This is a genomic window from Frondihabitans sp. OV104, from assembly GCF_057787745.1.
In genome coordinates this window covers 2,631,743-2,645,197 of record NZ_CM173541.1, presented here as the reverse complement: position 1 = coordinate 2,645,197, position 13,455 = coordinate 2,631,743, and the positions used below count along the sequence as shown (strand labels likewise).

General features: G+C 61.6%; 10 protein-coding genes. 3 read left to right on the top strand and 7 right to left on the bottom strand.

Going from position 1 to position 13,455, the window contains the following annotated elements; genetic code table 11:
* Positions 1 to 220: 220 nt before the first annotated feature.
* Positions 221 to 1,459, bottom strand: a complete 1,239-nt coding sequence (locus AC3CBB_RS12370) for a hypothetical protein (protein WP_488624806.1) — start codon at positions 1,457 to 1,459, stop codon at positions 221 to 223.
* Positions 1,460 to 2,213: 754 nt separating this feature from the next.
* Between AC3CBB_RS12370 and AC3CBB_RS12365 the strand changes: the two genes are divergently transcribed.
* The gene (locus tag AC3CBB_RS12365) at positions 2,214 to 2,624 is read left to right on the top strand and encodes a hypothetical protein (RefSeq protein WP_488624805.1); all 411 of its coding nucleotides are present in this window, start codon (positions 2,214 to 2,216) and stop codon (positions 2,622 to 2,624) included.
* Between the two features lie 456 nt (positions 2,625 to 3,080).
* On the opposite strand, the gene AC3CBB_RS12360 is transcribed toward AC3CBB_RS12365, so the two are convergent.
* The gene (locus AC3CBB_RS12360) at positions 3,081 to 3,902 is read right to left on the bottom strand and encodes a helix-turn-helix transcriptional regulator (protein WP_488624804.1); all 822 of its coding nucleotides are present in this window, start codon (positions 3,900 to 3,902) and stop codon (positions 3,081 to 3,083) included.
* Positions 3,903 to 4,455: 553 nt separating this feature from the next.
* Positions 4,456 to 5,301 carry a helix-turn-helix domain-containing protein gene (locus AC3CBB_RS12355; RefSeq protein WP_488624803.1) on the bottom strand — a complete coding sequence of 282 codons (846 nt, stop codon included), beginning with the start codon at positions 5,299 to 5,301 and terminating at the stop codon, positions 4,456 to 4,458.
* Positions 5,302 to 5,416: 115 nt separating this feature from the next.
* Here AC3CBB_RS12355 and AC3CBB_RS12350 point away from each other — a divergent pair, with 115 nt between their 5' ends.
* Together AC3CBB_RS12350 and AC3CBB_RS12345 are read left to right on the top strand one after the other, a co-directional pair.
* A complete protein-coding gene (locus AC3CBB_RS12350) occupies positions 5,417 to 5,953 on the top strand; it encodes an MmyB family transcriptional regulator (RefSeq protein ID WP_488624802.1) in 537 nt (178 codons plus the stop codon).
* 98 nt (positions 5,954 to 6,051) lie between these two features.
* A complete protein-coding gene (locus tag AC3CBB_RS12345; protein ID WP_488626746.1) occupies positions 6,052 to 6,645 on the top strand; it encodes a recombinase family protein in 594 nt (197 codons plus the stop codon).
* Here the strand turns inward: AC3CBB_RS12345 and AC3CBB_RS12340 are convergent.
* From AC3CBB_RS12340 to AC3CBB_RS12325, 4 genes are all read right to left on the bottom strand, one after another.
* Entirely contained in the window at positions 6,620 to 6,970 is a 351-nt protein-coding gene (locus tag AC3CBB_RS12340) for a nuclear transport factor 2 family protein (protein ID WP_488624801.1), read from the bottom strand. The two genes, AC3CBB_RS12345 and AC3CBB_RS12340, sit on opposite strands and share 26 nt — an antisense overlap.
* A gap of 151 nt (positions 6,971 to 7,121) precedes the next feature.
* The gene (locus tag AC3CBB_RS12335) at positions 7,122 to 9,842 is read right to left on the bottom strand and encodes an ATP-binding protein (protein ID WP_488624800.1); all 2,721 of its coding nucleotides are present in this window, start codon (positions 9,840 to 9,842) and stop codon (positions 7,122 to 7,124) included.
* Between the two features lie 1,170 nt (positions 9,843 to 11,012).
* Positions 11,013 to 11,933 (bottom strand): quinone oxidoreductase family protein, encoded by a 921-nt coding sequence (locus tag AC3CBB_RS12330; protein WP_488624799.1) that lies wholly within the window; start codon positions 11,931 to 11,933, stop codon positions 11,013 to 11,015.
* A 245-nt stretch (positions 11,934 to 12,178) separates the two neighbouring features.
* Positions 12,179 to 13,027, bottom strand: coding sequence for a discoidin domain-containing protein (locus tag AC3CBB_RS12325; RefSeq protein ID WP_488624798.1), 849 nt, complete (start codon positions 13,025 to 13,027; stop codon positions 12,179 to 12,181).
* Positions 13,028 to 13,455 lie beyond the last annotated feature (428 nt).

Sequence of the window (13,455 nt, the reverse complement as noted above, 5' to 3'; positions counted from 1 at the left end):
GTCCGCAGATGAGGTGCCGCGGAATCGATCGCGGGCTTGGTACCTCTCTGGGATGAAGTGGACCAGTTCTCACTCATGGGCAACATGCAGAACGCAGGCAGAAATTCAACGGGAGGCTGCCGGTTCCTTCTCCAGGCGCAACCATCGAAGAATCAAGCGGGGCCGATAGCTCCGCCTGCGAGCGGCGAGGCGGGGAACGACGATCCGGTCACTCTTCGCGTCATTCGACCGAAGCCGTCAGGGAATTGACCACAGAGTCGAGAAAATCCGCGTTCATGTCGTACCCCACGGAAACGAGGTGCAGCCGGCCGTGCACGGTGGCGGCACCCATCATTTGTTCGCCTTCGATTTGCGTCAGCACAAGGGGTCCCCAGATGCTGGCGACTCGCACCGCACCATCCGTTGCCACCTCGAGCGGGCCAAGGTTGCTCACGACGACGTCGAGTCCGAATGGGCCCCGCGCCATGAACGCCGCCGACTCCTCCGGGGTCGGTAAGCCTCCCATGGCTTTCGTAATCGCCGCCACGGATCGACCGACCCCAAGCGTCGACCGAGCCGGGGCGATCTCGGCAACGTGACCACGTGCTTCGTCCCAAAAAGTGCTGTCATCGCCCGGTACGGAGCCACTGCGGGCTACAGCGATGTACACGCCTAGGTCGTTTTGATCGCCGATGAAACGGCTCAAACTGATCGGGCTCATCACCCTGACAAAAGGAAGCGACCGTGTCCGCGATGCGGCGTGCGAGGCTGCGGTGACGAGAGCACCGTGAACGGTCGTCTTTTCGGCTGAAGCGCGTAGGCGGAGTCTGCTGGTCAGTTCGGCACTCAAAGGGGCGGAAAATACTGACGCCGGTCGGCCGTCGAATTCACGATACGTTCCAGGGATTCGCAACTCCTCATGAGCCACCGGCGGCGGGCCGGCGGGCGGCCCCTGGAGGAGCACTTCCTGCACTTCGGGTACCCCAGCCAACAGGGTCTCACGTGACGGACCATAGGCCTCGGGTCCCAAGTCCTCGCCGTTCAGAACAGCAACGAGATCGTTCAGCAGGTGCGCCGCCGAGAGGCCATCTGCCAGAGAATGCGCGATGGTAAGCACGACGACGGTGGCACTGGCTTCTTGAACCAGCGACACCCTCGCGGTGGCCGTTCCCGGCTTCAGAGAAAAGCGGTCGGCTAATTGCTTCGCGGCCTCCTGCTCCCAGTGGCCTTCCGTGCTCAGGTTGATTGGCACCGGCGCCTTTGACGGAACTAAGTCCAGTGAATCGGTGACGCTTCCGTTGAGGGTCATGTGCCGAGTCTGGAGTGCCGATAGACCATCTGAAAGCGACTCGATGGTTACTGGGCCGGTCAAACCAATGGCCATCGTGAACTGCATCGGATAACGCCTAGTGAACTGGTGGAACATGCGTTCCATTGCCCCCAGGGGGCGCAGCGTGGTGACTTCTTCGGTGCTTTCCATGTCCCTTTTCCTGGCTCTCTCGTTTATGTCACGCGCCGTCGTGTCGGATGACTGCGCTGGTATCCCTGAACTCTCATCGGTCCGGTGTCGGATGCCGCGGTTCGATTTCTCCGCCTATTTGCGGGGGCATTCTTGGGCCGACATTTGATCCGCGCCGGCCACCCCATGGTCGGAATAGGCGGAGAGAGACCCAGGCCGACTGGTCCCAGGCGGCGCCGAGCTGCCGGGAGCCGCAGCAGGCCCTTGCCTGGCGCAGGACTACGCGACCACCACAATGCAACGGCATCGAGCGAACATCAGCGTGGTCGTCTTGGGGTCACGACAATGCTGCCCCCCAGTCATACCTTGAACTTGTCTTGCTGACATGCGGGAACGGGTGTCCAACGAGTCGGGGCGAGCTGACCTGATTTCCGAGCCGTGCAACTCGCAACTGCTCCTGCGGCCCATCCGCGGCCCCTGCACATGGATCAAGACGTCGATACTCGTGTTTTCGTATTTCTGGGCAGCTCCTGGTCGGCTCAGGGAGTCTTATCTGACGCCAGCAGCGTCAAGAACGGTGGTGGTTGCCATGTCTGATTCGGAACCGTCTGCAAGCTTCGTCACTGCCCTGGCGAATGAGCAGTTCATTTTGCAATCCGTCTCGGGCACGACTGTCGGCGAGAGCGGGAGTAGGTCAGCGTTATATCTATCGTCCTTATCCAGTGGGCTCGTTGCGATCGGCTTCGCGAGCGGGTCGCCCAGCGTGTTTCCCGTCATGCTGTTCACGATCTTGCCGACGATCTTCATCCTCGGCACATTCACGATCGTTCGTGTGATCGACACGAGCATCGAGAATCTCGTCGCCATTAGACGCCTCGAACGCATTCGCCGCTACTGGTCAAAGCTCAGCCCAGACGGGCCAGCGTTCTTCACCCCCGACGAATTTGACACCGGTCACAGGGGAGTTCGATACGGGCGGTTCGCGTGGTTGTTCACGATGGCAAGTGTCATCATCGTCATCAACTCTGTTGTGGCGGCGGCCACCGTGGCAATTATTTTGGGAGCCGTCCTCACCCTGAGCCCGGTCGTGGCTCCAATTGTCGGCGCCGCTGTGGGACTCGGGGCGCTTGTCGTTGGGATGTCCTACCAGTGGCGTCGACTCCGGGTACACGTTCACGACAACTGATCAAGTCGACCTTTCGGCCGGGACGGCGCGCTGCGTCATGTTCTCGATAGCCTCATCAGCGGCTGAACAGAATGAGGCGAGAGCGGCCAGCGCCCTTAGGTGTTGTCTGCGCCTGCGGATTGTCCGGTCAAGCTGCTTCAGCCTCCGGAAGGGCCTTTCTACAGCTCCGCGTGTTTCCAGTCGCCGCTGTCAAGACGTTGGTCGGCGAGGAGCGTTCGTATGTAGCGGTGGACGTCGTTCCATGACGACCAGGTCCCAGCTCCAGAGGAGTTGCGTTGTGCGGTGCTGGAGTTGTTACTGAGGGAAAACGCGTAGTCAGACGTCGCCCCCCACGAGATCTCGAGACGCCGCTGCAGTGCAGGGAAAACCAACAGCCGCGGAAGCGTTCCACGCAGAGCGCGTGACGGTCGCTTCTGACGGCCCATTCGTCCGAGGCCTGCACCCTCGGTTTGTGAGTTACGCAGGCTGAGCGGCGAGCCGGGAGAGTGCGTCCTGCGCGGCGGTACCAGTTTCAGCGTGGAAGGTCGTGAGGACGTGCCCTGGAGAGCCGGCGACGGCGAGGTTTTGGCAGTTCAGTTCGATGGTGCCGATGCCTTTGACGTGATGTGTCGTTTTGCCGATGCTGAGGAAGCCCACGTCGTGGCGTGCCCACATTCGCCGGAACTCTGGACTTCGGACGGAGAGGATTCCGACGATGCGCTGGAAACCCTTGTCGAACGGGTCGCCGCGATAGCGGAGTGCCTTCACGCAGGACATTGCGACATCGTCCCAGTCGTTCGACAGGGACTTGGCGAGGTCGCTGAACACGAGCATCGGCAGATTCACTCCGGGATTCATCCCACCGGCGCCGAGAGCTTGGGCAAGAGAATTCGACATGACGATCGTGAGGTTCGAATCGGTCACGAATGCTGGCGTGGCCGACCACTGCTGGAAGAGTCGACCTACATTGTCCTGGACGTGGGAGGGAAGACTGATTGCGGAGCTGCGGCCGATCGCGTTCTCGAGGAGGGCGAGGCGGGCCATGTGTGCCGCTTCATCTCTGTCAAGCCGCAGGGCGCGGGTGAGAGCGTGCAAAACCTGATCGGACGGTTGGCGGTCTCTGCCCTGCTCGAGTCGTAGGTAATACTCGGAGCTGATGCCGGCGATTCGGGCGAGTTCGTCGCGCCGAAGTCCTTCCACACGTCGTCGTGATTGACGCGGCAAGCCAACTTCTTCGGGCGAGATTTGGGCTCTCCGCGCCCGCAGGAAATCGCCCAGGGGTGCGATTACGCCGTCCATTACACGGCCTGACATTCAAGTCGGGTGTCTTCTCTACTCACGATCGTTGCCTTCCAGGATTCAACATCTCTGGAGAACACGATCCTGGTTGGGATGACCTCGGGGCATCCAGCAAATGACCACATTGAGGGGGCCATCGGTTACTAAGTCATCTACGCCGGGGCGCCTGGCCGCCGAACGCCGACTCGCCTCTCGAGGATTGCTCACTGACAGGGTGGGTGAACACGTACAGGCGTCCTCGAGACGATGAGCTTCGGCGCCTTTCTTTGCGCCGGATCATCCGGTGCGGCACCGGCCGCAGGGGCTCGTGGACCGACTTTTTTTGGTCCGTAATTCCACTCGGCGTTGAGAAAATCGACAGATCCAGCCCTGGTATATCGACCCTCACCGTCCGCGTCGAGCGTCCTGGCCGCCGCGAGACCTGGGCGAAATGCGGCAGCTGCCAACCGATACGTCTCGGGTGAGGACGTCGATGGACTAGACCAATCTGAGTGGACCGCTATCGAAGCCGGAGCGGCGGTCTGACGACCGATTCCGTCGACGCCTAGCTGGGTCACATGGCTGATGTGGCATCAGCATCTCCGAGAGAGGCGAGATATTCGATGGCGCGGCTGGACTCGGAGTCCGGTTCGGCTTGGAAGACCGTCAGGACATGCCCCTGGGTACCAAGAATCTCCAAATTCTGCCATTCAAGTGGGACAACTGTTCCGAGGCCTTGAATGAAATGCTGGGTGTGGCCAGATATCAACGGCCGTGCGTCATGGCGCGCCCACATTTTCGGGAAGAAGGGGTCCCTGACAAGAAGAGTCCCGACGAGTTCCTGGAGTCGGGGATCAAATGGATCGGAGCGGTAACGAAGATCCGCGATCGTTGAACCGGCCAACTCGTCCCAGTTCGGCGTTAAGTTCCTCATCAGCTGGCTGAACATCGTCTCCACCAAGCTACGACCAGGGTCCATGTATCCGCCGCCGAGGTGACGTGCCAAAGAGTTCGCCAACACGATGTCCTGGGTAGGAGTCACCACGAAAGCGGGGTTCTTCTGCCACTGATCGAGCATCCGCGAGAGGCTTTCATGGATGGCGTCCTGATCGACTGGTGGCTCGTCTCGGGGATCATCCGATCGGAGCCGCGCCATGCGCCGCATGTGCTCCAGCCCGTCGGCATCTAGCCGTAAAGCTCGAGCCACGGCGGTCAGGACTTGGTCGGACGGTTGCGTGTCTCGACCTTGCTCGAGGCGAAGGTAATAGTCGGTGCTGATGCCCGCCAGGGTTGCCACCTCGTCTCGACGCAGTCCCTGAACTCGCCTGTTGTCTTCTCGGAACAGTCCCACATCTTCCGGCTGGACAAGGGCGCGTCGCGCCCAAAGATAGTCCCCGAGCAGGGACGCTTTGCTCTTCATCGTTCCTCCAGCAAAATGCTCACAAACTCACTTTGCCTCGTGGTGGCAGGAGCGCGAGCTGGGTGGGATTGTTGGGAACACCTTCACGGTGGTCCCCGCCGGTAGCGTGTGACCCATGGCAGTTGATGACGATCCAGGGTTCTCCCGAGCTGCGGCGACGCAACTTGTCGACTCGTGGGGCGACACTCCGGCTTTCGTCCACGACAAGCACCTGACCGTCCTCGCGGCCAACGCTTTGGCGAAAGCAGTTTTGCCTGGCCTTGACATTGGCATGAACATGGCCCGTTTCGCGTTCTTGGACGAACGCATCGAAACTGACGACACGGGGATCAGCGACGAGGTTGCCTCTGTGTTGCGGGACTCGCTCCATAAGCACAATGAAGACCCCGTCTTCATTGAGATCGTCGGCGAGCTGGCTGCCCGCAGCCGCGAGTTTGCGGAGGCCTGGGCGAACGAAGACGTGCCACCGTCGACGACCCGTGCTCATCGTCTGGAGCCAGAAGGCGTCGGGCCGATGAACCTCGCGTACCAGCAGCTGCAGGTACCGGGACGAGACGAAGAGATCCTCGTTGTCTGGAAGCCGTGCGACCAGGAATCGGAAGCTGAACTCCGCCGCCTCGTCGGACTCATTCGTGGGAAGACCACCGAATAACACGTTCATGTGGACCCGCCACCATTTAGGGAACTTGGTCCGCCAAAAGTCGTCACCGAAATCAAACCGGCCGAAACTAAAGTGGTTTCGTGAGAACCATGGCCTATGCCCTCGTCCGCCCGCCCGATCCGGATGTCAGGCACGAGACTTACGCGCTGGAGGCTAACGGGGCCAAGCGAGTCTTCATGGATGACGCGAATGCAGGACCCGAACAGCGGAATTTGTCGGCCTGCATCGACAGTCTGGCTGCAGGCGATGTGCTCTTGGTTTATTCGCTTGACCGGCTGGGACGCAGCCTCCGGGACGTTTTCGGGACAGTGCAGAGGCTCAAAGCTCGAGGCATCCACATCAGGTCCCTCACTGAACCCATTAACACCGCCACATTGGGCGGAGATTTCTTCTTCGATCTTTGCGCAGCCCTGGCGAGCGTTGGAAGCCGCTACGGGACTCTCCGAACGCAGCCGGGACGCTCCGCCGCTCGCTCGCGCGGTCGAACAGGCGGCCGGCCAACGGTGATGACTCCTGAGCGTCTGGCGGTCGCCCGTCGCATGCGCCGAGAGGGGGCGACATGGCAGGCGATAGCGGATCATCTGGGTGTTGGCGCCTCGAGCGTGCGTCGTGCGGCAGGCTTCTCGGACCATCTGGAATCGGCGCCCCCTCACGACGTCAGATCGCAAACGTCCAGTCGCTGATCTCATGTTCATCAAAGCGGCAGCTGATCAGCGCTGGAACGAGCCGGGATCTTGATGTCCTGGTCGACACTTCGAGGGTGACTGTCAGGACGACGCATCCTGGCTCGTGAACTATGGCGCCAATCGTGACTCCGAGGATCGGGTTGGCGTCCAAAACACACTCGAGGTGACGAACGACTTCCTGGCGTCCTCGGACCCTCATGTGCGGCGCAGGGCGGAAGACGATGTCGTCCGAGAAGAAGGCTCCCAACGCCGCCGTGTCTTCTTCAATGAGTGCGTCCAGAAACAGGCGCACAAGCAGTTCGTTCTCGAAGGTGTTGGTCACCTCGTGAACTAGGTTGTCCCAGTCCGAGCCCCCATTCGTGGCTCCCGTATTTGTTTTCGCTCTCATGCGATGAAAGTACGAGAACAGCCCGCGAAGGTCGTGTCCCCGTGAGGAACACGACAACCCGGTCGCTATTGCCGGCGCGTCGGGCTCAGGAAGCGAGTCGACCAACGCTTCCGATGGCCTGCTGGAGTTGAGAACGCCGGCTGATTCCAAGTTTGGCGAACGCGCGGTGTAGGTGCGCAGCTACCGTCCGATGCGACAGGTACAGCCTGTCGGCAATCTGCTTGTTTGTCAGACCCGTGGAAGCAAGTTGCGCCACCAGAAGTTCTTGGGCGGTAAGAGAGCGGCTCATCTCGGCTTGTTCTTCGAAAGAGTTGTCTACGTTTGCAACGCCGGCGGCGCGCAGTTCTGCCGCGGCGCGGGTCGCCAAAACAGTTGCACCAGCTTCCTCAAATCCGCGCTGGGCGTTGGCTAGATGACTTCGGGCTTCGACGATGTGACGCTCTCGTCGAAGCCATTCTCCGAAGAGCAGTTGAGAACGAGCGACGTCGAGTCGAGCTTCGGTGTGTACGCCGAAGTCGATTGATAGCTCAAAGTGCTCACGTGCTTCGTCGCCGTTCGACAGGAGTGCTTGCGCCCGGTGAACGAGCATCCGCAGATGGTCTGAGTCGGCGCTCTCGGCAGTGGTCTCGGCGAGTGTGATCCAGTCTGCGACGAGGTGGCCCTGCTGGGATCCCGCTGCAGCCTCGACGAGATCGGCGCCGGCCCAAAGTGCGATTGCAGGGTTGGCGGCGGTGTCGCGGAGGTCGACAAACGCGTCCGCGAACCGGCCTTGGTGCAGCGCCATGAGGCCGGAACCCCACGCGCCGGTCGCGGCGATGCGGGCTACCACTTCTCCTTCGGGCCGCAGGCGAAGTCGCTCCAGGGTCTCCTGCGTTCGCTCCTTGTCGCCTTGCAGGGCCTGTGCCCTTGCCAGGCCGGCAAGTCCCATCGCGAGGACCACGCCGAGGTTGAGGTCCTGGCTAATTTGCAGGGACTGCTCAAGGTCCATCACCGCCAGATCCAACTTGCCTAGGACTGCGCGTACGACGCCGCGGCCGCAAAGTCCCGCTGCCTCGTTAGCTACTTGTCCCAGGTTGCGGTAAAGCTGGACTGCTGCCGACCAAACTGATTCCGCCGTCTCCATGTTCGAGTTCTCAGTGGCGAAGGCCAACAGATTCAGAAGGTGGCCGTCGGACTCGCTGACTTTCCCTTCGAATCGCCTCAGAGCGATGGTTGGGTCGCTGAAGCGCACCTGCGGGTCGGCCAGGGCGAGCCCCACTGATCGCAAGACATCGTCGACTCCGTCGGGGACGGTGTGCAATTCCGTTTGCACGCGCGCGCGGAGGTCGAGGGTCTGACCCTGGAGGTAGCACGTGGCAGCCGCCCAGACGAGCATTTCCAGCCCCTTCCCGACCTCTGGCTGTCCCTTCGAGAGGATTACTAGTTCCGCGACGCTCGGGCCTCGATAAACGGCCGTCACTGAGAGCATCCACTCCGTTTGCGCTATGCGCCAAATCAGCTCCGGATCGGTTGCAATCGGTTTTGCTTGCCCAACGAGATCGGCAGCTTCGCCAGGCGCCGCGGCCTGTCTCGCAGTGTCCGCTGCGGCAACCAGTCTTCTCGCTCGGCTGTCTGGTGAAGGCGAGAGCGCTGCAGCTCGACGCCAGGCTCCTGTCGCCTCGACCCAGGCGCCTTGCTGCCCGGTGCTGATTGCTGTCTCTTCTATCTCGGCCGCTACTGCCTCATCGAACCCGAGAGTTCCGGAAGCTCGGTGGCGTGCGGCACGTCCTGCATCCTTTGCTACGCGAGCCAAGGCTTGATGGACGTTGGCTTTCTCGAGCGTTCCCGCGGAATCGTAGAGGGCGGAACTGATGAGGGGGTGACGGAAGACGAATGCATTGTTGTGAACTCGCAGGAGATGGAAGCGTTCGGCGGGAATTAGATCCTGTTCCGAGCCGCCGAGTTCCCTGATTGCAGCAACCACTTCGTCATAAGGCGCGTCCTCACCCGTTGCCGCGATGAGAAGAGAATTTCGGGTGGATTCCGGCAGGAGACTTACTTCCGCAAGGAAGGTCGACTCAATGCGACGCGTGGTGGGTAGACGTTGAGAGCTTGAGAGAGAGTTGAGGCTCGCATCGGGAACGACGCTTGTCAACTCGGCGAGTGCTAGGGGGTTTCCGCGAGCCTGCTCCAGGATTAGGTCTGTCACTGAGCTGTCGAGTCCGGGCGTGCGCGCCAAGACGAGCGACCGGGAAGCGTCGTCGTCAAGGGGCGCAGGATTCAGCGAACTGCCAAAGGAGCCTTCCCAATCCGTGTACGCCGGGTCGACGCGGGTTGTCGCGACAAGGCTCGCCGCCAGACCATCAAGGCGAGCCGCCAGAAATGCCACCACTGCCGCCGTCGACGTGTCTAGCCAGTGCAGGTCTTCGACGAGAACGAGCACGGGCCACGACTGAGATGCTTCTTCAAGAAGCCCCAAGGTTGCCAGCCCGACCAGCAGGCGGTCGGGCGCTTCGCCCTCGCGGAGACCAAACGAAATTTCTAAGGACGCGCGTTGTCGATCCGGGAGATCAGCGAGGCCTTTGAGGACAGGGCGCAGGAGGTCATGAAGGGCCGCATAGCCAGCAAGACTGCCGCTTCGGACGCCAGCGCATCGAAGGATGGTAAAACCGCTTTCGGTGACGGAGCGTTCCACCTCTGAGGCCAAGGCGCTCTTGCCGATTCCGGCATCACCCCGGATCAGTATCGACCGGCCGTAGGCCTTCCGAGTGCCGCTAACGAGTTCTTCGAGGGCCGCAAGTTCGTCGGCCCGTCCCACCAAAGTCATGCAAAAAGGGTAAGCCTGTGCCTCTGGGGTGGCCCTGCCGGGGGCATGCTTTAAGGGTGTCCCTCCCTGGGGCACGCTGCGAGTTAGCAGCCGCTATAGCCACGGTGAAGGAGATTGCAAGGTCTCCGTCTCGGAGCCGCGGTAGCGGCCGAAGAGGTCCGACGCAATACGAGACGAAGGTTTTTCTGTCGAACGGCACCTCAACGACGGAAGGATGGTCTCTCGCCAGGGCCCGGCGAAAGCACTGGCTCAACATCCGCCGCCGCGATCACCTTGAAGCCCTACTCTCTTCGGATGTGGCCAGGAAGGTCCGACGGAAGGCCCTTTGGAAGTTCCACCGCCGCTTAGGCGTCGTACCGTTCAGCGTGATCATGTGGTTGCGGTCGGCCTCTATGTCTTCGGAAACGCAATCGGAGACTTTCAAGTTCTGAATACGTGGGCTTGGGCCACAGGACTCCTCGTGGGCGTCCCCGCGCTCGGAGCCACCATCATCCTGGCTTGGGACATCGTGAATCGAACGGCCGATGTCAGTCACCCTCCGCAACTGCTCGTCGGTATCGCTGAGGAGGTTTATGTGCCGAAAATGAGCGGCGGCAAAGGGCCTCCCATGACGATGTGGCTCAAACTCTTTGCGGACGCTCTTTCTCCAACAGTGGCCGTCCATGCAACAGCCGCGTGGCGCGTGACAAGTTTTGGACTGGAACCGGTGGATGACTTCGAGCCTGGATCCCAACAAGTCACCCTGGTGTCTCGGTCGCACGGATTTATGCCTGTGGGTCCTGTCGTCATGGTCGTCTCGCCGGGCGGCCGAAGTCCGGCCCGCCTCGGCCGTCTTCACCGAGTCAAAAATCTCAAACGGAGGCATGCAGTCAACCTGCGGAGCGGCAATTAGTGAATAGATGAACGCTTCCGGGCGAGGCCCGCACGGTCGCTAGCACATCTGGCGAAAATGGAGTTCGGCGCGGCGAGGCGATTGCCAATGCGATTCGAGGGCCTTCAAAGCAGGCCCACGTGATCACGTGATCGAGATGACTTCGTCCCCTCGGCCCCCTCCGAGCGTCCCTCGCTAGTTGCTTCGGCTGGCTCGTTCCAGCCGCCGAATTCAACTTGAAATAAGGGGCTTTCTACGACAAGGGCCTTAGAGCATGTGAAAGGCGTCCAGCGAGCCACCTACTTGTACTGGTTGTCGTTGTCGAAGGTCAGAACAATTTTGTCGCGGGTCTCTCCTGACGCGAGTAGCCGGTGGGCTTCAGCCGCTTCCTGGATCGGCAGCGTGCGGTGCTGCTTGAGCTGAAGAGTTCCAGCGGCGAGCAGGGGCAAAGTGATCGCCAGTGCGTCCGGCGCTCGGTCGGCTCGTGGGTGGGACAGGATGGCGCCCGAAGAGAGGGCCTCCGTGCCCCCAGTCAGAGTGACCACTCTGCTGGGGTCGTCGACCGCGGCGACGGCATCTCTGAAGCCGCCGTGCCCGGCAGCATCGATGACCGCGTCGACGCGGGGACCGATTCGACCAAACGTGTCGTCTCCGTACGCGACAAATTCGCCGCCGAGGTCGCGAATCAAGTCCGCGTCACGTTCACTGGCTACGGCGATGACGCGGATGCCCTGAGAGGCGGCAAGCTGCACGACGATCAATCCGACCGCTCCGCCGGCACCGAGGACGACGAGCGTCTCGCCATTCTTGGCGCGGGCTTCGCGAAGGGTCCCGACTGCTGCGTCGGCTGATGCCGGCAAAGCCGCAGCGGACGCCCAGCTGACTTGAGCCGGCTTCGGGTACCAGGCGTTCGTGGTGACGAGTTCGCCGTAGCCTCCCTGGGTCGGAAGCAGCGCGGCTACTGCGTCTCCGATCTGGGCGTCTGCGCCTTCCCCAACGGCTTCGACGACACCTGCAGCCTCGAAGCCGAGCACGTCGCCGGGGCGTTGGGGGAACACGGAGGTGAGGTGGCCGGCGCGGATGTGCAGATCCGTGGGTCCAACTGCCGCGGCTCGAACGCGGATGAGCACTTCGCCGTGATTCGGGCTCGAGGGTTGAACCTCGCGCCACTGCAAGACTTCGGGCCCGCCGAACTCGGTGATGACGATCGCCTTTGACATCTGTTTCTCTTTCCTTTTGGCTTCAGCTTGAGTGCAGTGCATTCGGGATTCGGTGACGGTTGTTCTTGGCGACGCTGGCTTCCCGGAGTGCCCCACTGGCGGGTTTCATAGCGTCGTCCTCCATTGAATGCGCCGCCGGTCGGCGCCGGGTGTCCCAAATGGGGACCTGCGGGAGCGAGAGCGGCCGAAGGCACTTAGGTGCCTTCGGCCGCTCTTTCGAAACACGAACGCGTCCTCGCCGATTTCTACTTCACGGTGAAGTCGAACAGCGAGTATCCGAACGCTCCGCTTCGCTCAATTCCCTGCATGCGTACATACCGGTAGGACCCCGTGAGTGGCAGGGTGTCGGTCCCTCCCGTTCCGTCGTTTTTCGTTGCCAGAACGGTCCAATCTACGGAGGCGTCGTTGCTGCCTTCGATCACGTACCTTTTGCCGTAGGCGTTCTCCCACGTCAGCTGAGCCTGGTGGAGTTCCTGCCGGGAGCCCAAGTCCACTTCAAGCCATTGGTCGTCGGTGTAGCCGCTCGACCACCGGGTCAAGAGGCTCGAGTCAGTGGCGTTGGCGGCCATGAAGACGGGGCTTTCATCCGCCGAGGACGTCGTGGGCTTGCCTCTCGAAAGGTTCGGTCTCGCTGATCCTTCTGTCGAGAACACCTGGAACTCTCGCAATGAGTATCCAGAGGACGTCGCGCGCTTGGTTCCGACAACGCGGAGGTAGCGGGCGACTGCGGATACGTCATAGGTCGCGTCTCCGCCGTGTCCGTTCGATTCCGTCGCGACTGTCTTCCACGCTTCGTCCGTCGTAGTTCGGGCCTGGATCGTGAAGGCCCTCCCGTAGGACGCCTCCCAGAGGAGCTTGACACTCGTGACTGGAACGCTCTCGCCGAGGTCCACCTCGATGGATTCGGCATCGGTGAATCTGCTGGACCAGCGTGTGTCTATGTCACCGTCCACGGCCTGCGCGCCTGACAACGAGTCGTTCTCCGACGAGGACACGGTCACGGTCTTCCCGATCGCGATGTTCTCCTCGGCATGGCTGCCAGGGGTCTGCGTCGTGTCGAGAGGGATGACCGTGAGCGCCGAGTGGCCGTTCAACCCGTACGACTCTGCCGTTGCGGTGTAGGGCCCTCCGGCGTCCAAAGCGGTGAATACGCCGTCCGAGGCGAGGGAACCGCCATCATTGATCGCCCATTGAGCGTCGACTGTGCCGCCTCTCTGAGCATCGGCGAGCGTGAGCGCACCATCAGGACCAACTGGGGACTTGTCGTGCGTGGATCGGACCCGCGCGGTGGGAACCGTACGACTTCGGCAGGCTGGGCGTCACAATCTTGTTCTCGGAAGCGGGGGACCGATTCGCAAACTCGGACGGAGGACTGATCCTCTTCGGCGCCCGGACCCGCATGCGCATCCATCAGGAAATTCACGGCCACCATGAACTCTGTTGTGAAGAATCCTGAGGGCCTCACCTCGTTGGCGAAGCTGTGCAACCACCCGTCGACCGCGGAGACCTCACGGGGAGGAGG

What these genes read in the sequence shown, in the direction of transcription:
- AC3CBB_RS12370 (WP_488624806.1), bottom strand. Translation starts at nt 1,459, where the DNA reads ATGGAAAGCACCGAAGAAGTCACCACGCTGCGCCCCCTGGGGGCAATG.
- AC3CBB_RS12365 (WP_488624805.1), top strand. Translation starts at nt 2,214, where the DNA reads ATGCTGTTCACGATCTTGCCGACGATCTTCATCCTCGGCACATTCACG.
- AC3CBB_RS12360 (WP_488624804.1), bottom strand. Translation starts at nt 3,902, where the DNA reads ATGGACGGCGTAATCGCACCCCTGGGCGATTTCCTGCGGGCGCGGAGA.
- AC3CBB_RS12355 (WP_488624803.1), bottom strand. Translation starts at nt 5,301, where the DNA reads ATGAAGAGCAAAGCGTCCCTGCTCGGGGACTATCTTTGGGCGCGACGC.
- AC3CBB_RS12350 (WP_488624802.1), top strand. Translation starts at nt 5,417, where the DNA reads ATGGCAGTTGATGACGATCCAGGGTTCTCCCGAGCTGCGGCGACGCAA.
- AC3CBB_RS12345 (WP_488626746.1), top strand. Translation starts at nt 6,052, where the DNA reads ATGGCCTATGCCCTCGTCCGCCCGCCCGATCCGGATGTCAGGCACGAG.
- AC3CBB_RS12335 (WP_488624800.1), bottom strand. Translation starts at nt 9,842, where the DNA reads ATGACTTTGGTGGGACGGGCCGACGAACTTGCGGCCCTCGAAGAACTC.
- AC3CBB_RS12330 (WP_488624799.1), bottom strand. Translation starts at nt 11,933, where the DNA reads ATGTCAAAGGCGATCGTCATCACCGAGTTCGGCGGGCCCGAAGTCTTG.